Source organism: Thiobacillus sp. SCUT-2 (assembly GCF_035621355.1).
Classification (GTDB): Bacteria; Pseudomonadota; Gammaproteobacteria; order Burkholderiales; family Thiobacillaceae; genus Thiobacillus; species Thiobacillus sedimenti.
In genome coordinates this window covers 1181477-1201386 of record NZ_CP141769.1, presented here as the reverse complement: position 1 = coordinate 1201386, position 19910 = coordinate 1181477, and the positions used below count along the sequence as shown (strand labels likewise).

18 protein-coding genes are annotated in these 19910 nt (G+C 66.7%); 9 read left to right on the top strand and 9 right to left on the bottom strand.

The annotated features are described in order from the left end of the window. Positions 1-69 precede the first annotated feature (69 nt). From fdnG to VA613_RS05895, 4 genes are all read right to left on the bottom strand, one after another. Positions 70-3132, bottom strand: coding sequence for a formate dehydrogenase-N subunit alpha (gene fdnG / locus VA613_RS05910; RefSeq protein WP_324780936.1), 3063 nt, complete (start codon positions 3130-3132; stop codon positions 70-72). 125 nt (positions 3133-3257) lie between these two features. Next, positions 3258-3581, bottom strand: a complete 324-nt coding sequence (locus VA613_RS05905) for a hypothetical protein (protein ID WP_324780935.1) — start codon at positions 3579-3581, stop codon at positions 3258-3260. Then, positions 3578-3847 carry a type II toxin-antitoxin system HicA family toxin gene (locus VA613_RS05900; RefSeq protein ID WP_324780934.1) on the bottom strand — a complete coding sequence of 90 codons (270 nt, stop codon included), beginning with the start codon at positions 3845-3847 and terminating at the stop codon, positions 3578-3580. Before VA613_RS05900 ends, VA613_RS05905 begins: the two co-directional genes overlap by 4 nt. A gap of 78 nt (positions 3848-3925) precedes the next feature. Continuing rightward, positions 3926-7204 (bottom strand): EAL domain-containing protein, encoded by a 3279-nt coding sequence (locus VA613_RS05895; protein WP_324780933.1) that lies wholly within the window; start codon positions 7202-7204, stop codon positions 3926-3928. Positions 7205-7411: 207 nt separating this feature from the next. Here VA613_RS05895 and VA613_RS05890 point away from each other — a divergent pair, with 207 nt between their 5' ends. The 3 genes from VA613_RS05890 to VA613_RS05880 are packed head-to-tail and all read left to right on the top strand — an operon-like array spanning position 7412 to position 9971. Further along, entirely contained in the window at positions 7412-8506 is a 1095-nt protein-coding gene (locus VA613_RS05890) for a mechanosensitive ion channel family protein (protein WP_324780932.1), read from the top strand. Continuing rightward, positions 8506-9432, top strand: a complete 927-nt coding sequence (locus VA613_RS05885; RefSeq protein WP_324780931.1) for a L,D-transpeptidase family protein — start codon at positions 8506-8508, stop codon at positions 9430-9432. The genes VA613_RS05890 and VA613_RS05885 overlap by 1 nt, the downstream gene beginning before the upstream one ends. Next, a complete protein-coding gene (locus VA613_RS05880) occupies positions 9429-9971 on the top strand; it encodes a YcbK family protein (RefSeq protein ID WP_324780930.1) in 543 nt (180 codons plus the stop codon). Before VA613_RS05885 ends, VA613_RS05880 begins: the two co-directional genes overlap by 4 nt. Before the next feature lie 15 nt (positions 9972-9986). Here the strand turns inward: VA613_RS05880 and VA613_RS05875 are convergent, their stop codons facing one another. After that, positions 9987-10358: a diacylglycerol kinase family protein gene (locus tag VA613_RS05875; protein WP_324780929.1), complete on the bottom strand. Its 372-nt coding sequence runs from the start codon at positions 10356-10358 to the stop codon at positions 9987-9989. Positions 10359-10457: 99 nt separating this feature from the next. On the opposite strand from VA613_RS05875, the gene VA613_RS05870 reads away from it, so the two are divergent. From VA613_RS05870 to VA613_RS05855, 4 genes are all read left to right on the top strand, one after another. After that, positions 10458-10796: a hypothetical protein gene (locus VA613_RS05870; RefSeq protein WP_324780928.1), complete on the top strand. Its 339-nt coding sequence runs from the start codon at positions 10458-10460 to the stop codon at positions 10794-10796. Between the two features lie 153 nt (positions 10797-10949). Continuing rightward, positions 10950-12158: an alkaline phosphatase family protein gene (locus VA613_RS05865; RefSeq protein WP_324780927.1), complete on the top strand. Its 1209-nt coding sequence runs from the start codon at positions 10950-10952 to the stop codon at positions 12156-12158. 139 nt (positions 12159-12297) lie between these two features. Further along, positions 12298-12540, top strand: coding sequence for an SHOCT domain-containing protein (locus VA613_RS05860; protein ID WP_324780926.1), 243 nt, complete (start codon positions 12298-12300; stop codon positions 12538-12540). Positions 12541-12597: 57 nt separating this feature from the next. Next, complete coding sequence (locus VA613_RS05855) at positions 12598-13170, top strand: Spy/CpxP family protein refolding chaperone (protein WP_324780925.1); 573 nt, start codon at positions 12598-12600, stop codon at positions 13168-13170. Between the two features lie 33 nt (positions 13171-13203). Here the strand turns inward: VA613_RS05855 and VA613_RS05850 are convergent, their stop codons facing one another. The 4 genes from VA613_RS05850 to VA613_RS05835 all read right to left on the bottom strand — a co-directional run bounded on the left by VA613_RS05850 (position 13204) and on the right by VA613_RS05835 (position 16754). After that, positions 13204-13899, bottom strand: coding sequence for an SDR family oxidoreductase (locus tag VA613_RS05850; protein ID WP_324780924.1), 696 nt, complete (start codon positions 13897-13899; stop codon positions 13204-13206). Between the two features lie 7 nt (positions 13900-13906). Beyond that, positions 13907-14914 (bottom strand): SGNH/GDSL hydrolase family protein, encoded by a 1008-nt coding sequence (locus tag VA613_RS05845; protein ID WP_324780923.1) that lies wholly within the window; start codon positions 14912-14914, stop codon positions 13907-13909. A 114-nt stretch (positions 14915-15028) separates the two neighbouring features. Next, entirely contained in the window at positions 15029-16036 is a 1008-nt protein-coding gene (locus tag VA613_RS05840) for a glycosyltransferase family 2 protein (protein WP_324780922.1), read from the bottom strand. Positions 16037-16064: 28 nt separating this feature from the next. Beyond that, on the bottom strand, positions 16065-16754 hold the full coding sequence (locus VA613_RS05835) for an OmpA family protein (protein WP_324780921.1): 690 nt from the start codon (positions 16752-16754) through the stop codon (positions 16065-16067). Positions 16755-17141: 387 nt separating this feature from the next. On the opposite strand from VA613_RS05835, the gene VA613_RS05830 reads away from it, so the two are divergent. Both VA613_RS05830 and VA613_RS05825 read left to right on the top strand, forming a co-directional pair. Further along, on the top strand, positions 17142-18077 hold the full coding sequence (locus tag VA613_RS05830; protein WP_324780920.1) for a diacylglycerol kinase catalytic domain-containing protein: 936 nt from the start codon (positions 17142-17144) through the stop codon (positions 18075-18077). Between the two features lie 234 nt (positions 18078-18311). Continuing rightward, positions 18312-19808, top strand: a complete 1497-nt coding sequence (locus VA613_RS05825; RefSeq protein WP_324780919.1) for an LA2681 family HEPN domain-containing protein — start codon at positions 18312-18314, stop codon at positions 19806-19808. Positions 19809-19910: the final 102 nt, after the last annotated feature.

Below are 19910 nucleotides of genomic sequence, written 5' to 3'. Positions count from 1 at the left end.
CGCGACTTGCTTCGCGGGCTGCATCCCAAGCAGTCCGCGCCGCGGGGGCGAAATAAGGGTATACATGCCCTAAACTTTCTCGACGTCGACCAGGAACGCCTTGAACTCCGGCGTCTGGGAATTGGCGTCGCCCACGAAGGGCGTCAGGGTGTTGGCCAGGTAGCCGTTTTTCGCCAGCCCCATGAAGCCCCAGTGAATGGGAACCCCCACCGTATGGGTTTTCTTGCCGGCCACGTTGAGGGACCTCAGGCGCTTGGTGACCACCGCCACCGCGACGATGTGGCCATGGTTCGACTTCACCCGCACGTGATCGCCGGCCTTGATCCCCTTCTCCTTCGCGAGCTCCTCGCCGATTTCGACGAATTGCTCGGGTTGGATGACGGCGTTCACGCGAGCATGCTTGGTCCAGAAGTGGAAGTGTTCGGTGAGCCGGTAGGTGGTGCCGACATACGGAAACTTGTCGGGCTTGCCGAACGTCGCCCAGTCGTCCTTGAACACGCGCGCCGCCGGATTGCTGACCACCTTGGGATGCAGGGGGTTGGTGCCGATCGGCGTCTCGAAGGGCTCGTAGTGTTCGGGGAACGGCCCCTCCGCCATCTTGTCCACCGCGAAGAAGCGCGCGACGCCTTCGGGGTTCATGATGAAGGGGTTCATGCCCTCCTCGGGCGCCGAATCGATCTTGAAGTCGGGCACGTCGGCGCCTGTCCATTTGCCTGCTCCGGCATCCCAGGCAATGATCTTGCGCGTGGGGTCGTACGGCTTGCCGGACGGATCGCAGGACGCACGGTTGTACATGATGCGGCGGTTGGCGGGCCAGGAGTAGGCCCAGTTGAGCGTCTGGCCGATGCCGTAGGGATCGGCGTTGTCGCGCCGCGCCATCAGGTTGCCCTTCTCGCTCCAGGAGCCGGCAAACAGCCAGCAGCCGCATGAGGTCGAGCCGTCGTCGCGCAATTCGGCAAAACTGCTCAGCTGCTCGCCGGCCTTGACCAGGATCTTCCCCGGATCCTTGGGATCGGTCACATCCTTCAGCGCCTTGCCGGAGAACTCCCTCGCCAGTTCCTCCGACGAGGGGTCGGCCGGCGTCTTGTACTTCCAGGTCAGGTTGAGGATGGGTTCCGGGAACGCACCGCCCTCCTTCTGGTACAGCGCGCGGATCCTGAGGAAGAGGCCGGCCATGATCGCATGGTCGGACAGGGCGTCGCCGGGCGGCTCCGCACCCGTCCAGTGCCATTGCATCCAGCGTCCGGAATTGATCAGGCTGCCGTCCTCCTCGGCAAAACAGGTGGACGGCAGGCGAAACACCTCGGTCTGGATCTTCGCGGGGTCGACGTCGTTGTATTCGCCGTGGTTCTGCCAGAACTCCGAAGTCTCCGTCGCCAGCGGATCGATGATGACGAGGAATTTCAGCTTGGACAGGGAATTCGCCACCTTGACCTTGCAGGGGGCCGAACCCAGCGGGTTGAACCCCTGGCAGAAATAGCCGTTGACCTTGCCCTGGCCCATGTCCTCGAACACCTGCATGAGGTCGTAGCCCTTGTCGAGCTTGGGCAGCCAGTCGTAGCCCCAGTTGTTCTCCGCGGTCGCGGCGTCGCCGAACCAGGCCTTCATCAGGCTGACGTGGAACTTGTTGTAGTTCTGCCAGTAGGAGAGCTGTCCGGGGCGCAGGGGCTTGAGGGCGCGCTTGTCGATGTACGCCCTGTAGTCCTGCTCGGCGTCGCTCGGCAGCGTCAGGTACCCCGGCAGCAGGTTGGACAGCAGCCCCAGGTCGGTGAGCCCCTGGATGTTGGAATGCCCCCGCAGCGCATTCATGCCGCCGCCCGCCACGCCGATGTTGCCGAGCAGCAGCTGCACCATCGCGCCGGTGCGGATCATCTGCGAGCCGACCGAGTGCTGGGTCCAGCCCAGCGCGTACATGATGGTCATGGTCTTGTTGGGTGCCGCCGTCTCGGCAATCGCCTCGCACACCTTGAGGAACGCGTCCTGCGGCGTGCCGCAAACAGTGGCGACCATCTCCGGCGTGTAGCGGCTGTAGTGCGTCTTCATCAACTGGTAGACGCAGCGCGGGTTCTGCAGCGTCGGGTCGGTCTTGACGTAGCCATCCTCGCCGATCTGGTAGCCCCACGCGCTCTTGTCGTACTTGCGCTTTTCCGCGTCGTAACCTGTGAACACGCCGTTCGCAAAGGCAAACTCGTCCTTCACCAGGAAGCTGAAGTCGGTGTAATTCTTCACGTATTCGTGATGAATCTTGTCGTTCGTCAGCAGGTAGTTGATGATCCCGCCGAGGAAGGCGATATCGCTGCCGGAGCGGATCGGCGCGTAATAATCGGATACCGCCGCCGAACGGGTGAAGCGCGGGTCGACCACGATCAGGCGCGCCTTGCGGTGCGCCTTCGCCTCGGTCACCCACTTGAAGCCGCAAGGGTGCGCCTCGGCGGCATTGCCGCCCATGATCAGCACCAGGTCCGTGTTCTTGATGTCAACCCAATGGTTGGTCATCGCGCCGCGGCCGAACGTCGGGGCAAGACTTGCCACCGTCGGGCCGTGTCAGACACGCGCCTGGTTATCGAATCCGAGTACCCCCAGGCTACGGACGACTTTGTGCGTCAGGTAGCCGGTTTCGTTGCTGGAAGCGGAGGCGGCCAGGAAGCCGGTGGTGAGCCAGCGGTTGACCGTCTCGCCCTTGTCGTTTTTGGCGACGAAGTGCTTGTCGCGGTCGTCCTTCATCAGCCGGGCGATGCGTTCGAAGGCCTCGTCCCAGGAAATGCGCTTCCATTCCTTGCTGCCCGGCGCCCGGTATTCCGGGAATTTGAGGCGGTTCGGGCTGTTGACGAAATCAAGCAGCCCCGCGCCCTTGGGACACAAGGTGCCGCGGTTGACGGGATGGTCCGGGTCGCCCTCGATGTGGAAGATCTTGCCTTCGACATTCTTGGCCTTGTCGCCCAGGCTGTACATCAGCAGGCCGCATCCGACCGAGCAGTAGGGGCAGGTGTTGCGGGTTTCGGTGGCACGCGCGAGCTTGAATTCGCGCACCTCCGCCAGCGCTTCGCCGGGCGCGAAACCCAGTGCTGCAAGGCTGGAACTGCCGACCCCCGCCGCGCAGATTCTGAAGAACTGCCTTCGAGTCACGTGCATTTTTGTCCCTCCTTTTTTATGCGTCAGCCGCGCATAAAAAAACTATAGGAACAAAAATACGCATACCAAAGTTTTATTGACAAATGCGTTCGCGCATTTTCCAGGGCCCTCTCGGCAGGTTTCGCTCAGTCGCCCCCCTCGCCGCTGTCGCTGAAATCACCGAGCGGCCGCTTGAAGGTATATTCGGCCGGCCGCACGACCAGTTCGTGGACCGACCGCCCGACGCTGCCGCTGGGAATCGTGAACGGCAGCGCCACCACCGTCAGCGCCGCGCCGGCGACCGTTGCAACCAGGCCGAGCGGCCGCATCACGACCGCGTCGACCACCATGTCGGTGGCCCGGTCGCCGCTGACGGTGTCCGGCTGCTCCGCATGCGCGCAAAGCGGCGCGCCGCCGATCGACGCGGCCAGCACGGCAACGGCCCACGCCCTGCGAATGACGCCGCTCATGCGCGGTCGGTCGGCAGGTCCACGCCCGCCGACGCGAGAAAATCACGCACGTGCCGCAGTTCCTGCTTGGTGCAGGTGGGGCTGTTGTGGGGGCGATGGATGAAACCCTCGACGCCGTTCAGCACGACGCGGAAGCTCGCGCCGTGATGCGGATCCACGCGGGCGCCGAGATGGGTCAGCATCGCTTCCACCTCACGCCAGTGGACATTTCCGCCGACCGGGCCCTCGAGGATCGACTTCAGCAGGATTTCGTGTTTGTGGCTCATCAGGATCCGTCGCCATGCGACACGTTTTCAGGATAGACCGCCGCGGCCATAACGCGACCCCGCGCCGCTGCGGGCGAATCAGCGCCTGCGCAGGAAGGCTTCGAGCTCGGCGGGCGGCAGCGGCTTGCTGAACAGGTAGCCCTGCACCTCGCTGCAGCCGGCCTCGCGCAGGAACGCCAGCTGCTCCTGCGTCTCCACGCCTTCGGCGATGATGCCCAGGCGCAGGCTGTGCGCCAGCTGGATGATGGCGCGCGCAATCGCCGCGTCGTCGGGATCGGTGCTGATGTCGCGCACGAAGGACTGGTCGATCTTGAGGCGGTCGACCGCGAAGCGCTTCAGGTAGCTGAGCGACGAATAGCCCGTTCCGAAGTCGTCAATCGACAGGCGCACGCCCATCGCCTTCAGCTGCCGCACCGCCTCCAGCGTGTTCTCCACGTCCTGCAGCAGGATCGACTCGGTCAGCTCCAGCTCCAGCAGCTGCGGCGGCAGCCCGCTGCGCTCGAGCGCCCCGGCGATCGTTTCGATCAGGCCGGCGCGCCGGAACTGCAGCGCGGACAGGTTGACCGACAGCGTCAGGTCCGGCAGGCCCGCCTGCCGCCAGGCCTGGGCCTGGCGGCAGGACTGCTCGATCACCCATGCCCCGATGGGAACGATCAGTCCGCAGTCCTCGGCGACCGGGATGAAGCGAGCCGGCGGCACCTCGCCGAGCTCGGGGTTCCGCCAGCGCAGCAGCGCCTCGACGCCCGTCACGCGTCCGTCCGCGGCATTCACCTGGGGCTGGTAATGCAGCTGGAGCTCGGCCCGGTAGAGCGCCTGATGCAGCCGGTTCTGCAGCATCATGTGCTCCTGCGCGCGCCGGTTCATCTGCTCGTCGAAGAAGCGGTAGGCATTGCGCCCCGCGTCCTTCGCGTTGTACATGGCCGTGTCCGCCTTCTGCAGCAGCGTATCGAAGTCGCTGCCGTCCTGCGGATACACCGCGATGCCGATGCTGCACGACGTGTTCATCGCATGGCCGTTGATTTCGAGCGGCTCCGCCAGCTTCTGCAGGATGTCGGCCGCCACGCGCTCGACCGTCTCGACGTCGGGGATCTCGTTCAGCAGGACGATGAACTCGTCGCCGCCCTGGCGGCTGATGGTATCGCTGTCCCGGGTACAGCGCGCCAGGCGCTGCACGGCCTCGAGCAGCAGCTTGTCGCCCGCGATGTGCCCGAGGGTATCGTTCACCACCTTGAAGTTGTCGAGATCGAGGAACAGCATGGCGACCTGCCTGCGCGACCGCTGCGCCCGCGCCGTCGCCTGCTCGAAGCGGTCACGCACCAGGATGCGGTTGGGCAAGCCCGTGAGCGCGTCGTGATGGGCGAGGAATTCGATGCGCGCCTCGGTCTGGCGGCGTTCGGTGACGTCCTGACAGGCGCCGTACAGGCGCGCCCGCGCGTGCGCGGCATCCGCCTCCACCGCGAGCGAATAGGCACGGATGTAGTGGGTAGAGCCATCCTTCGCCAGCACGCGCAGCTCGCACTCGCTGCGCCGGCCCGGCTCGAGATGCGTGATGTTGCGGTCGAACTCGGCCAGATCGTCGGGATGAACGAGGCCGCGCCAGCATCCCCGCTGCAGGATTTCGTCGAGCGTATAACCGAATATCTGGTCGCCCGGGACCGTCGCCCAGTCAAGCGCCAGGAAGCCGCCATCCGTCTGCACGCACGAATAGTGGAGATCGGTGGAAACGCTGGAGATCAGCCGGTAGCGCGCTTCGCTGTCACGCAGGGCCTGCTCCATGCGCTTGCGCTCGCTGATGTCCATGAAGTTCACCACCGCCCCCACCAGTTCCCCGTTGCGGTACATCGGGTGCGACCAGTACTCGACCGGGAAGCTGGTTCCGTCCTTGCGCCAGTGGACCTCGCTGTCGACGTGGGTCGGCCTGCCCTCGAGCGTGGAACAGCGGATATTGCACTGCTCCTTCGGGTAGGGGCTGCCGTCTGGATAGGTGTGGTGGATCAGGGCATGGACGCCCTTGCCCAGCATCTCCTCCTCCGTGTAGCCCAGCATGGCGAGGCAGGCGGGGTTGACGAAGGTGCATCGGCCTTGCGTGTCGACGCCGAAGATCGCCTCGGGCGAGGAGTCGAGCAGCAGGCGGAAGCGCTCCTCGCTCTCGCGCAGCGCGGACAGCGTTGCGCGATGGCCGATGGCGACGCCGAGGTCGGCGGCCAGCTTTTCCAGCAGCATGACCTTGCCCGCGCCGAACGCCTGCGGATCGGCCGCATACACGTTGAGCGCACCGATCACGCGGCCGTGCACGTGCAAGGGCGCGGCGGCCGATGCGCGATATCCCAGCGCACGCGCACGGCTGCGCCACGGGCCGAAGCGCTGGTTGGTCTCGGTGTCGTTGTTCACCACCGTGGCGCCGAGGCGGATCGCGGTACCGGTGGGGCCCCGCCCCTGCGGCGAGTCGTCGCAGCGGATCGCGAGGTCGTCGAGATAGCCGTCGATCCGGCCTGCCGCGGCGGCCGGGCGCACGGTCACGCCGTCCGCTTCGACAAGCCCGATCCACGCCATGAGGAACAGGTCGTCGCGCACGAGTGCCTGGCAGATGCGCTGCATGAGCTCGCCCTCCGACAGGTTCGCCATCAGCATCTCGTTCACGCCGGCGATCGTCTCCAGGAACAGGCTGCGGCGCTGCATGAGCAGGGCCTCCTGCTTTTGCTCGGTAACTTCACGCAAGCTGCCGACCACGCGCAGCGGTGTGCCATCGCCGTCGCGTTCCACGACCTCGCCGCGGTTGCGCACCCAGATCGTCGTGCCGTCCGGATGCCGGATGCGATGCTCGCAGTCGAAGCTGGCGCCGCCGTCGAGACAGGCCTTGAGTCCCGCCATGACCATCGCGCGGTCCTCATCGTGCAGGCGCGCGACCGCGGTCTGCCAGTCGTGCGCGGCGCGGCGCTCCGACAGGCCCATCAGCCGCGCCCAGTGGGCGTTGTGGCGCACCTCGCCGGCCCGCAGGTCCCAGTTCCACACGCCCTCGCCGATCAGCGCCAGCGCATAGGCGCGTTCGTCGCCGCCGGCAACCGTGCGCAGCTGCCGGTCGGCCTTGCGCACCGCCGCCGGGTCCTGGCCCGCAGCGAGCAGCGCCTTCGCCTCGCCGCGGCGACGCCTCGCCTCGTCGAGCCCGACCTCCGGATACACGCCGAGCGCAAGCGTCTTGCGCTTGCCGTCGAAGCGGTAATCGAGCCGCCAGTAGCGGGCGCCGTCGGGACGCAGCAGCAGGTACATGCCGCCGCCGTCCGCCAGCTTGAGGGGCTTGGCAGCGGGTCGCGTCTGGCGGATACGCGGTTCGGTCAGGGGCGTCGCGGCACGGGCCATGGGGCGGCATGTTCTAGGGAATCATGTGCCATCCTAACCTGCAAGATGCCGTCAGGCATACCGTCAATAACAGCCGTCGGCGAGTAGTACGAATGGCAGCGGGTCGTCATCGCCCCGGCGCCCGGCGATAGCCACGTGCCGCGCCGGAAGGCATGCGGCCGCGTTTCCAATAGAATCGGGGGATTCCTGTCTTGCCCGCACGACTCCATGAACGATCTGGCCCAACGCTTCGGCCTCGATTTCCTGGCCGCCGCCTGGCTGCCGCAGGTGCTGGCGGTGGCCGGCGCCGTCTTCGCGATCAACGTCGCCGTCCACACCCTGCTTCGCCATCTCGAGAAGCTCGCGGCACGCACCTCGGTCGTGTGGGACGATGCCCTTCTCCACGCCGCGCGCAAGCCGCTCACGCTCATCCTGTGGACGCTGGGCATCGTCTACGCGCTGAAGATCATCGCCAGCGACAGCGGCGCGCCCCTGCCCGCATACGTCGCGCCGACGCGCGACATCCTGGTCATCGTCGCGCTCGCGTGGTTCCTGCTGCGCCTGATCGGCAACACGTCGCGCAAGGTGCTCGCACGCGGCGCCGAGAGCGGCCGCCCGGTCGACCGCACCACGGTCGACGCCCTTTCCAAGCTGGGGCGCTTCAGCGTCGTGATCATGGCGGCGCTGGTGATCCTGCAGCATCTCGGCTACAGCATCTCGGGCGTGCTCGCCTTCGGCGGCATCGGCGGCATCGCGGTCGGCTTCGCGGCGAAGGACATGCTCGCCAACTTCTTCGGCGGCCTCACGATCTATCTCGACCGGCCGTTCGTCGTCGGCGAATGGATCCGCTCGCCGGACAAGGCGATCGAAGGCACCGTGGAGTACATCGGCTGGCGCCACACCCGCGTGCGCGCGTTCAACAAGAACCCGATCTACGTGCCGAACGCGCTCTTCACCACCATCGTGGTGGAGAACCCCACGCGCATGACGCACCGCCGCATCAAGGAAACGATCGGCATTCGCTACGCCGATCTCGACGCGGTGCCGGCCATCGTCGCCGACATCAAGGCCATGCTCCGGGCCCATCCGGAGATCGACACGGACACGACGCTCATCGTCAACTTCGACCGCTTCGCACCCTCGTCCCTCGACGTCCTCATCTACACCTTCACGCGGACCCGCGACTGGGTGCGCTACCACGAGGTGAAGCAGGACGTGCTGCTGAAGATCGCCGACATCATCCGCGGGCATGGCGCCGGAATCGCCTTCCCGACGCAGACGCTGCACATCGAGCCGGCTGCCGGCGCGGAGGAGACCCCCTGATGCATCTGCCCTGCCTCACCCGCCTGGCCAGGGGCGCCGTCGCCGTCCTGCTCGCCCTGCACGCCCTGCAGGCCGTCGCGCAGGGCAGCTTCCCGCTGGCACACCAGCTCGCCGGCGGCGACCGCGACTACGTCGTCCGCCGCGGGGATTTCCTGATCGCGATCGGCGCCCGCTTCGGCGTCGCTCCCACGCTGCTCGCCAGGCAGAACGGCATCCGCTACGAGGCCGTGATCCATCCCGGCCAGCGCCTGCGCGTCCACAATCCTCACATCGTGCCGGCCGGACTGGCCGACGGCATTCTCATCAACATCCCGCAGCGCATGCTGTTCCATTTCAGCCAGGGCCGGTTCGTCGCCGCCTACCCCGTGGGCCTCGGCAAGCCGTCGTGGCCGACGCCGCCGGGCGACTTCAGGATCGTCAACCGGCAGGCGAACAAGGCCTGGAAAGTGCCGCGCTCGATCCAGGAGGAAATGCGCCGCGAAGGACAGGTGGTGCGGGAGGAAGTCCCCCCGGGCCCGGACAACCCGCTGGGCGCCTACTGGCTGGGCCTCAGCCTGTGGGGCTACGGCATCCATGGCACCATCGCGCCGTCGAGCGTCTACCATTTCCGGAGCCATGGCTGCATCCGCCTGCATCCGGACGACATCGCCGAACTTTTTGCGCATGTGGCGGTCGGAACACCTGGCCGGCTGATCTACCAGCCGGTTCTGCTTGCCGTGCTCGACGACGGCCGCATCCTGCTCGAAGTCCACCGCGACATCTACAGGCAGGGCATCGACCCCGCTCGGGTCGTGCGCGACCTCGCCGAAGCAAATGGCTTGAGCCAGGCGATCGACTGGCCTAAAGTTGACGCGGTGATCGCAGCGCAGGACGGGCTGGCCGAGGAAGTGGGCCGCCTGCCGGGCAACACGAAAGGACACCCATGAAGCACCTCAGCCGACGCAAATTCATCAAACTGGGCATGCTTGCCGCCACCTTGCCGCTGCCCGCGCTGGCGCAAGCCTGGCAGGCCGCGCCGGAGCGCCGGCTGCGCTTCCACAACCTGCACACCGGGGAAAACCTCGATCTCGCCTACTGGGTGCAGGGCGAATACGTCCCCGAATCGCTCGCAGAAATCAACCACGTGCTGCGCGACTTCCGCACCGACCAGGTCGCCGCAATCGACACCGGGCTGCTCGACCTGCTCAGCCGGGTCAAGCTCGCGCTCGGCTCCGCGCAGCCGTTGCAGGTCATCTCAGGCTACCGCTCTCCCGCCACCAACCACATGCTGTCGGAGCACTCCTCCGGCGTGGCGAAGCACAGCCTGCACATGGAAGGCAAGGCGATCGACATCCGGATCCCGGGCGTGCCGCTCGCCGAGCTGCGCCGCACCGGACTCGCGCTGAAGGGCGGCGGCGTCGGCTACTACCCGGCGTCCGATTTTGTCCACCTGGACGTCGGCCGCGTGCGCACCTGGGCCGGCTGACCGCTTCCCTGCCGCTCAGCGCCACCCGGCGAGGAGGTGCGGCAGGAACACCAGCAGCCCGATGACGGCCGCGCCCGCCGCCGCCACCAGCACCGCAGCGGCCGCCGCATCCTTGGCCCGGCCGATGCCGGGATGACGCACCGGGTGGACGGCATCGGCCAGCAGCTCGAGCGCAGTATTGAACGCCTCGGCGCTCCACACCAGCGAAATCGCCACCACCAGCCATAGCCACTCGTTGCGGTCGATCCCGAAAACCAGCCCGGCAATGCAGACCGCCACGGTCGCGGCCAGGTGCACGCGCGCGTTGCCCTGGGTGCGGACGAGATGGCCGAGCCCGCGCAGGGCATGGGCAATGCTCCTGAGGCGTCGGACGAGGAACGTACTCATGGCTGCCGCCCGCTGAACCCATCCCATCCCGCAACAGTCGAACAGGTTCCTGGCAGACAACAAGGGGAATCGAACATGCTCAGCAACTGGAATCCTCGTTTGGCCGCTTTCGTGATCCTGATGCTCGGGGCCGGCGATGCCACGGCCGCGTCGGTCGTGCCGTTTTTCCAGGCCGGCTACGTGCTCGAGCCCGGCGTCCTCGTCGCGGTGCTGATGCCTTTCCTGCTCTGGGGCCTCTTCGTCGAGAGCCTGCACAGCGCCTGGCTGATCACGTCGGGGCTCGCGCTCCTCGCCGTCAACGTGGCACTGGTCGCCGCCGAGCGCTTCGCCCACTATAACGGTTATCGGGACGACCTGATCTACTGGGTGCCGACGCTCGCCGCCGTCGCGGTATTGGCGGTCACCTATGCCTTCGGGCGGCGTTCGCCCTACGCCTGAGACCATCGCGGCCGTCCCTCGCAGTCGGCGCGACGACGCGCGACGGACTCGTTGCGAGGGGGCGCGTCGATTGCGCCCGCGGTGCCCCCTCGCTACAGTGTCCCGAGCGGGCTATCCGCACCCATGATCACGATAACCGAGGGAGCGAGACAAGTGAGCGCGAGCGACCAGGCGGCCAGCCCGGCACGAACGGCGCCCGACGACGGCGAGACCTGCCTCCCCGACTATGGCGGCGGCAGCCTGGTCAACCTCATGAGCTCGATCGCCACCGCCCTCGGCGGCTCGAGCGCCTACCCGCCGCTCGCAATGCTGCCGCCGCACACGCTCGCCGGCACCCGCCACCTGGTGCTGCTGGTGGTCGACGGCCTCGGCCTCGACTACCTGCAGGCGCGCGACGGCACGCTGCGCCGCCACCTACGCGGCCAGCTCACCTCGGTGTTTCCCTCGACGACCGCGAGCGCGATCCCGACCTTCCTCACCGGCCTCGCGCCGCAGCAGCATGGGCTCACCGGGTGGAACATGTATTTCCGCGAGGTCGGCGCCGTCGTCGCGCCGCTGCCGTTCCGCGTCCGTACCGGCCGCCACGCGCTGCGCGACGCCGGCGTCACGCCGCAGACGCTGCTCGGCCTCAGCCCGCTCGCCGACCGGCTGCCGCTGCCCTGCCACGTGGTAAGCCCGCGCAACATCGTCCATTCCGATTTCAACGTCGCCCTGGCGGGCCGCGCCGAACGCCACGGGTACGCCAGCCTCGACGAGCTGGTCGACGTGGTGACCGCGCTGCTGCGCCGCGAGGCCCCGAGCTATACGCATGCCTACTGGCCGCAGCTCGACAGCCTTGCCCACGAACACGGCATCGCCAGCGCGCCCGTGGCGGCGGCCTTTGCCACGCTCGATGCGGTTTTCGAGCGCCTGCTGGACGTCGCGGCCGGCACCGGCAGCCGGATCATCGTCACGGCCGACCACGGCTTCATCGACAGCCCGGCCGACCAGGCCATCGACCTGGACGACCACCCGGCGCTGCGCGAGACGCTGCTGCTGCCCCTGTGCGGCGAGCCGCGCATGGCCTACGCCTACGTGCGGGCCGGCCGGACACAGGCATTCGAGGATTACGTCCGGGGCGCGCTTGGCAACCGTATCCGCCTGCTGCGCAGCGCCGACGTTCTCGCGCAGGGTTGGCTGGGCCCGGGCACGGCCCACCCCGGCCTGCACGACCGGCTCGGCGATTACGTTCTCGTGCCCCGCGGGCGCGGCATCCTGCGCGACTGGCTCCAGGGCGAGGAACGCTATACCCACGTCGGTGTGCACGGCGGCCTGTCCGCGGCAGAAATGAACGTTCCACTGATCGTCGGTCCGCTGACGTAGGCCGGCCGCGGCAGCGCGACTTCCTTGCATCCACCGGCAGGCGGTCTAAAGTGGAACGGTCAGTCCACTTTCAAGCGTCGCGCAGCATTTGCCTGCCTTGACGCGCCTTCCCATGTACGGACCCTACGCTCACGGCTGGATGTTCGACGGCGGCCCCGGCATTCTGATCGGCGTCGCATGGATGCTCTTCATGTGGGGCATTCCACTGCTGCTGGTCGTCGCCCTGCTGAAGTACCTGTTCACGCGAACACGCGACGCGGGTGATCGGCCCGCCCCTCCGGAACCGAAGTCGGCGCTCGACCTTCTCAAGGAAAGCTATGCCCGCGGCGAGATCGGCCGCGACGAATTCTTGCAGAAGCGCGATGACCTGCTCGAGAAATAGCCGCATGCCCACGCGTTCGACGCATCCGTCCCCAGCCCTCACGAAAGGAGACCCGCCATGAATGCCCCCCGTCACGCCAAACGACTTGCCGCCTGCGGCCTTGCCCTTGCCTTGGGCGCTGCCTTGCCTGCCCTCGGCGCCGAACAGGCACCGCCGCCCGCGCCGGCCTATGGTCCGGGCATGATGGGCTACGGTGCCGGGCCGGGCATGATGGGCGGCTACGGCATGGGGCCGGGCATGATGGGCGGCTACGGCATGGGGCCAGGCATGATGGGGGGCTACGGCATGGGTCCCGGCATGATGAGCCCATTCTGGGGCAGCGGCCTCGACCTCACCCCCGAGCAGCAGGCGAAGATCAACCGGATCCAGGACGAGACACGCAAGGCGCACTGGGCCCTGATGGGCGAGATGATGAACGAGCAGGCCCGGCTGCGCGACCTCTACCAGGCGCCGAAACGCGACCAGGCCGCGATCGACTCCGCCTACCAGGCGTTCGGCAAGCTGCAGCAGCGCATGTATGACAGCGCCGCGGACGCGCAGAAACGCATGGAGGCCATCCTTACCAAGGAACAGCAGGAGAAGCTGCGCAATTACTGGCGGCGCGGCTGGGCGCCCGCACCCGCAAAATGAGCGCGGGGCACCCGCGCCACGAGGGACGCACCCCTACCAGGGAATCTCGCTGCCGTTGAAGCGCAGGAAGCGCCCATTCATGCCCGGTCCGAAATGGTCGACCAGTGCACGCATCGCGCGCACGCTCTGGGCCGGCGTGAGCATCGCCTGCGACCCGCCCATGCGCGTGCCGACCCAGCCGGGATGGAGCAGCAGCACGCCGATTCCGCGCGGCGCAAGCGCCTGCGCAATCCCCTTCATGGCGGCGTTGAGCGCCGCCTTGCTGGAGCGATAGGCATAGTGGCCGGGCTCCGCGATCTCCGCGATCGCCCCCATATGGCTGCTGATCGCCACGACGAGCTTGCGCTCGCTGCGGGCCACCTGCCCGGCGAAGGCCTCGGTCACCCGCACCGCGCCCAAGGTGTTGACGGCGAAGCTGCGCAGCCACACCTCGTAGTCGAGGCCGCCGAGATCGCCCATGAACTTGTCCAGATAGACTCCCGCGTTATTCAGCAGGATGTCGACGGCGAGGTCGGCAAGGTCGAGCTGCAGCGTGCGCAGCTGCTCGCTGTCGGTGACATCGAGACGATGCACGCCGACGCTGGCGTGGCGCGCAGCCAACTCCCGTAACGCGTCCGCTTCCTCGGGACGGCGGCAGGTCGCCAGCACCTGCCAGCCGGCTTCGGCATACTGCCGTGCCCACTCGAGTCCCAGGCCGCGGCTGGCGCCGGTGATCAGCACGCAGGGCATGGCTCGCTCATGACGCCCGCGGGGCCGGTACTCTCCCGCGTTTGCGGCCGCCGCCCAGGGCCAGCGCGGCCAGCCCCAACACGACCAGCGCCAGCGTGCCCGGTTCGGGCACGGCGCGCGCGAAGGCGGCGGCGATGACCGCGTCGGCCCGCGTCGTCGGATGGAAGTCGTCCCAGAATACGTAACTGCCCGGATCCGCGCAGGGACCGGCCGGCAGCGAAGCCAGGCAGGCGTTCTGCGCGTCGCTGAATCCGTAGGCTGCCGGGTTCGCGACCACGCCGTTGAGGAAGGCGTAGGTGTCGAAGGGAATGATGTCGGTCGTCGGATAGAGCGCGGCCAGGCCCGCGAGTTGCGTCGCCAGCGTGGCATTGAAGCCGAGCGAGAAGGCTTGCGCCTGGGCCTGCAGCCCCATGGTCCGAACGAAGGGCGTGAGGCTGAGGTCCGGCAGGTTGGGCACCAGGATGTGCATCGCGCCCGCGGCGGCCAGGGCCCCGACGTAGCCCGCGATGCGCTGCGCGCCGAGCACGGGGGAATCGAGCGTGAGGAAATCGTTTGCACCACCCCAGACGAAGTACAGCGCATTCGGGTCGGCAACGCCGCCCGAGAGGCTGAGGTAGATCCCCGCCTGCTGCGCCATGCCGGGGAGGCCGTAGCCACCCGCGCTGGACGCGCTGCCGCCGTCGCCGTAATTGCCGACCCCCGTGGTGGAACCGGCGACTGCGAAGTCGAAGAAATTCGCCGGCGTGGCGCCCCCCGCCAGAACCGCGTTCGCCAGATGCTCCACCGCGACGGGGCCGTTCGAATAGCGCCCGCCGTCGTAGGGCGGACACGGATGATAGGGGTCGCAGTTGCCGCCCAGCAGCTTGTAGATGCTGAGAACGGCGGACGGGCTGTTGCCCGCGTCCGACAGGCTGTCGCCGAGGGCGTACAGCCCGGTGTAGGCCATCGCCCACACGTTGCCCGCCGTCAGCAGGCCGATGCAGAACGCCGCCAGGGAAATCAGGCCTCGCTTCATGTGTTCACCTTGGGGATCGCCGGGGAGTCGCTATGACCATGCTAGGCAATGCCGGAAGGCTTGCCTAGGCAGTCCTCCGCGGAGGCGGCGACGGCGGCGCCATCGCGCACGCCGTCAGGTCGCGCGGCTCTCCGCTTCCGTCCGCACCTGGGCGAGCATCCCGTGCAGGTGACGCAGGATCACCGCCGCCACCGCCTCGAATGCCGCGTCGGTCGTCCAGCCGGCGCGCACGACCTGGCGCCCGAGGCTTTCCAGCCACGCCGTTGCGCGGGACACGACGTCATGCCGATGGTCAATCAGATAGGCGCGGTCAGGCACCAGGCCGAACGGATTCGGTGAGATCGCGTGGTGCAGCTCGAGCTCGGCGCAGCCGCATGTCGCGCCGGCGATCTCCAGGATGCGCCGCATGCTCGCCCGCGTGCGTTGCCCTGCCGCCAACAGGCGCCGCGGGCTCGTCTGCTGGGCGGAATGGCGCCGGTAGTCGATCAGGATCCGCGGCAGGACGCGGATCTCGCCGGCCTGCAAGGCCAGCGCCTGGAACACCCAGTCCTCCCACACGTTCGCGGTCGGATAACGCAGCCCGCGAATGCGCGCCAGGTCCCGGCGGAACATGCTGGCGGAGTCGATGAAGAGCGCCTGGAACAGGATGCGCGGGCGCGCCAGCACGCCGTCGAGCGGCAGCCACGCGAGCGGTGCATGCGGGGCGATCTCGCCGAAAGGCCGCACACGGGCCCCGACCATCACCCAGTCCGGATGCGCCCGCAGACTGGCGAGCTGGGCGGCAAGACGCTCGGGGTGCTGGACATCATCGTCGTCGCAGATGGCGACGCAGGGCGCCCGCGCCATGTTCAGGGCGAGGTTCCGGGCGTTCGCCACCCCCGCATTGTGCGGCAGGCGAATCGCTCGGATCCGCGGATCGCGACGGGCATAGGCCGCGACGATATCGGGCGTGCCGTCGATCGAGGCGTCGTCGATCAGCAGCAATTCGAAGTCGTCGAGCGTCTGGCCGAGCACCGAGTCCAGCGCCTCGGCGAGATAGGCCTGGGCATTGCACGCCGCCATGACGACCGTCACCGCCGGCACCGCCGCGGCACCGTCCGGGTCCGAGGCCGCAGGACTCATGCGCTCCGCGCCCCGGCCCTGCACCGGCCTACCGGAGCGGCGCCAGCTCGACGCGGCGGTTCATCGCCCGGCCGGCCGCCGTGGCGTTGTCGGCAAGCGGCATGGCTTCGCCGTAACCCTTGAGCGTCAGGCGATCGGCCGCGATGCCCTTCTCGATCAGGTAGCGGCGCACGGCTTCGGCGCGGCGGACCGACAAGCCCCGGTTGTACTGCGCGCTGCCGACGCTGTCGGTGTAGCCGGCGATTTCCACCTTCACGTCGCCCCATTCCTTCAGCGTGGCGGCGTCCTGATCGAGCTTCTCGCGATCTTCCGGGCGGATCGTCGCACGATCGAAATCGAAATTCACGCGTTGCAGATCAGGCATCTGCGGCGCGACGGCCGGGGCGAGCGCCGCGGGTGCGGGAACCGGCGCAGCCGCGGGCCCGGCACGCTCGGGAAGCGGACAGCCGACCTTGTCCACCCGGGTTCCGGGCGGCGTGTCGGGGCACTTGTCCATGTAGTCGTAGACGCCATCGCCGTCGCTGTCGAGCACCTCGCAGGGCTTGTCCAGGAGCTGGCGCCCAGGGCAGCCGATGGTCCGGAAGAGCTCGTAGCCGGTCGTGAACCCGGTCGGGCTGTCGACGTTGGAAGGATCGTAGAACACGCCGGGTGCGGCGGTGGCCGACGCCATGCCGGTTGCGAGGACGACGGCGGCGAGCAGTGAGGGGGTAGAACGCATGTCGGGCTCCTTTCGTGAAGCCGGAACGAACCGGCGTACCTGAGGGATTGATTGCGTCGTCAGAATGCCGCCCTGCACCGACCCCCGGGGGATCGCGCAATCGCGGCAAACCCACCTTTCTACGTATAGCCGGCCCCGCCGCAGATGCAATTCAGCGGGGACGCGACGGCTACGACCCCACCAGGGCAGGATGCGGCGCGAGGTTCCTCTCCGCCGCGCGCCATTAGGTACCCACTACCTATCTCATGCAGGTCCGCGGCGGGCGTGTGGTCCGCGCGGGCGCCGGCCTGTCGATGGTCTACTACGGGCCGACGTCATCGCTGGTCAACGTGTCGCCCGAACTCTTGCAGGCCTTGCTCCCCAGAACCGATCAAGGGGAGGCCGGCGATGGACGCAAGCGCTGAACGCAAGGTCGTGCTGGTTACACGACACACGCGGCTGGAGGAACTCGTCGCCCGCTTCCACACACTGGCCCAGGCGAGGTTCTACGTGGAGCACCTGGGTGCTGATTTCTCCGACTACGAGCGAGAGCACGCAGCCTATGCCGAAGCGAAACGGCAGGTACTGGTCACGCTGCAGGCGCACGGCCGTTACCAGGTAATCGACCGGGGCTTCCTGCCGAACTTCCTGTTCGGCAGGGACGACATCGTGATGGCACTGGGCCAGGATGGCCTGGTCGCTAACACGATGAAGTACCTCGACGGCCAGCCGCTCGTCGGTGTTAACCCGGAGCCATCGCGCTACGACGGGATTCTGCTGCCATATGAGCCGCAGGCAGTGCCGAAGGTGCTGCCCGACGTGCTGCGGGACCGCTTCGTAGCGCGGGAGGTCACGATGGCCAAGGCGACCCTCACGGACGGCCAGACGCTCTATGCCGTAAACGACCTCTTCATCGGGCCGCGCACCCACACGTCGGTGCGCTACGAGATCCAGTTGGGCGATCGCCGAGAGGTGCAGTCCTCGAGTGGGCTGATCGTCTCGACCGGGCTAGGGTCGACGGCCTGGATGAAGAGCATCGTTACCGGGGCGATGCAGATCGCCGTGACCCTGCACCAGAAGATCCGGCAGGAGCCATACCAGCCCGTTCCATGGGATGCCGACACGCTCACGTTCGCAGTGCGCGAGCCGTTCCCGAGCAAGTCCTCCGCAGCAAGCATCGTGTTCGGGCACGTCCGACCGGGGCAGCCGCTGCGGCTGGCGTCACTGATGCCGGAGAACGGTGTGATCTTCAGCGACGGTATCGAGGCAGACTATATCGAGTTCAACTCGGGGACGCTCGCAACCATCGGCGTAGCAGAGCGCAAGGGGATTCTGGTGGCGTAGAACTCGCCAATTCACAAATGTGTGTTCTGGTGAAAAAAGTCAGGACTCCAATTAGCCCCCCGGATTCCAACCGATGGGAGGCATAGTCATCTCGATGGCAATCGGGATAATGCGTTGTTGGGGCTAGAGGTTCCAATCGGTATTCCAGCTGATTCGCCTCCTTAGCCAAGCAAGGACGCTCGGGACGAAGCCAGGGCACGATAGAACACCATGCAAATGTCAATCATAAACGGCTTGTCCAATTCTGACGCGCTTGATCTGATCGCGCAGCTTGTGGATCAAGCTACCGACGCCGACGATCTTGCCCTCGCTGATCACGCGCTTTCCCTCGCGAATGATTTGGCTGCACGCAAGCTTGGGCCGTCTGAGATGGCGCTTCTCGACTATTTCCGGGCCAACGCTTGGGCGTGTCGCTACAAGCAGCGGCTTGGTGACCGCGAAGCTGTCTGGGACTTCGAGCAGCCGGAGGTGCGCCAACAGGTGTTTTTGTTGCGCCGCGCGGTGAACAGCTCTGGTTTCACTGAAATGGACGCGATCCGTCGCTGTCAAATCCTCACCAACCTTGGCAATCAACTCGACACGCTGGGCCGTTTTGTCGAGGCGCGGGCATACTGGAGCGCCGCGCTCGCGATCGACACAAACTTCTGGATGGCGCGCGCCAATCGTGGGCGTGCACTCATGCACTATGCCGCTGCGCTGTACGATCCGGGACACCACGCGATATTTGCCTTCCACGCCCACCAGGAGCTCGTCGAATCGGTAGGTCTAGCCGCTAGATACCCGCATCTGGGTGACTGTCGGCTGGCCCCTATCTTCATGCAATCGGCAGAACAGATCGCGAATCACTACGATGTCGAGGCAATCGGCATGGCGTGCAATCCGGATGGCTGGGGCATGGGTGGGGATGCGATGGAGCGCGCATATCGCCGCTGGTGCCTCGAAAACATCTTGTTTCTCAACCCGCTAAACGATGTCGAAAAGGCCTCTGTCGCCGCGCACGACATCATGGGCCTGCCGGACTTCACCACGGAGATCAACGAGCCACCGATCGTGACCGGTATGTTCAACGCACTGAAGCAGGAGTTCGTATCGGCGCGATGGATGCTGTGGGAGGGGATTAAGTCGGCAGAGCCGCACTTCTCCGACCGTGAGGTGTTGCTCTACAACACGCTGGACTATCCATCGTACGGGCTGTCGGTTGAGAAGGTGAAGATGGCATTTCGGATGGCCTACTCGATCCTCGACAAGATCGCTTACTTTCTGAACCACTACCTTGCGCTGGCCATTCCCGAGAAGCGCATCAGCTTCAGAACGATTTGGCGCGAGAAAGACAACGGGCCGGTGCGTGATCGCTTTGTGAAATCGGAGAATTGGCCGATTCGTGGTTTATTCTGGCTAAGCAAGGATCTATTCGAAGAGGACATGCGGGACTCGACCGAGCCGGAAGCTCGTGCCCTGGCTGAGTTGCGGCATCATCTCGAACACAAGTACGTGAAGGTTCATGAAATGCGGCCTGGGGTGGGTGATCATCCGTTTTGCGACACGTTAGCCCACTCGATCAGCCGATCCGACCTCGAACAGCGGACGCTACGGCTTATGCAACTGGCTAGGTCAGCGTTGATCTACCTCTCGCTTGGGATGCACCGGGAGGAACGCGAGCGTGCTAAGGGTAAAAGGGGGCTGACGGCAACGATATCGCTTGACCCGTTGCCTGACGAGTGGAAACGTTGAGCAATATTGTCACCGTACCTAGAGCCGATGCGGTGCAGTGGGCGTGCGGCTCTTGCATCGTAAACAGGCCATCACATGCCCGACGTACTGGCCTTCAGTCAG

What these genes read in the sequence shown, in the direction of transcription:
- VA613_RS05885 (WP_324780931.1), top strand. Translation starts at nt 8,506, where the DNA reads ATGCATCTGCCCTGCCTCACCCGCCTGGCCAGGGGCGCCGTCGCCGTC.
- VA613_RS05845 (WP_324780923.1), bottom strand. Translation starts at nt 14,914, where the DNA reads ATGAAGCGAGGCCTGATTTCCCTGGCGGCGTTCTGCATCGGCCTGCTG.
- VA613_RS05895 (WP_324780933.1), bottom strand. Translation starts at nt 7,204, where the DNA reads ATGGCCCGTGCCGCGACGCCCCTGACCGAACCGCGTATCCGCCAGACG.
- VA613_RS05840 (WP_324780922.1), bottom strand. Translation starts at nt 16,036, where the DNA reads ATGAGTCCTGCGGCCTCGGACCCGGACGGTGCCGCGGCGGTGCCGGCG.
- VA613_RS05875 (WP_324780929.1), bottom strand. Translation starts at nt 10,358, where the DNA reads ATGAGTACGTTCCTCGTCCGACGCCTCAGGAGCATTGCCCATGCCCTG.
- VA613_RS05890 (WP_324780932.1), top strand. Translation starts at nt 7,412, where the DNA reads ATGAACGATCTGGCCCAACGCTTCGGCCTCGATTTCCTGGCCGCCGCC.
- VA613_RS05850 (WP_324780924.1), bottom strand. Translation starts at nt 13,899, where the DNA reads ATGCCCTGCGTGCTGATCACCGGCGCCAGCCGCGGCCTGGGACTCGAG.
- VA613_RS05830 (WP_324780920.1), top strand. Translation starts at nt 17,142, where the DNA reads ATGGACGCAAGCGCTGAACGCAAGGTCGTGCTGGTTACACGACACACG.
- VA613_RS05880 (WP_324780930.1), top strand. Translation starts at nt 9,429, where the DNA reads ATGAAGCACCTCAGCCGACGCAAATTCATCAAACTGGGCATGCTTGCC.
- VA613_RS05860 (WP_324780926.1), top strand. Translation starts at nt 12,298, where the DNA reads ATGTTCGACGGCGGCCCCGGCATTCTGATCGGCGTCGCATGGATGCTC.
- VA613_RS05905 (WP_324780935.1), bottom strand. Translation starts at nt 3,581, where the DNA reads ATGAGCGGCGTCATTCGCAGGGCGTGGGCCGTTGCCGTGCTGGCCGCG.
- VA613_RS05900 (WP_324780934.1), bottom strand. Translation starts at nt 3,847, where the DNA reads ATGAGCCACAAACACGAAATCCTGCTGAAGTCGATCCTCGAGGGCCCG.
- VA613_RS05855 (WP_324780925.1), top strand. Translation starts at nt 12,598, where the DNA reads ATGAATGCCCCCCGTCACGCCAAACGACTTGCCGCCTGCGGCCTTGCC.
- VA613_RS05835 (WP_324780921.1), bottom strand. Translation starts at nt 16,754, where the DNA reads ATGCGTTCTACCCCCTCACTGCTCGCCGCCGTCGTCCTCGCAACCGGC.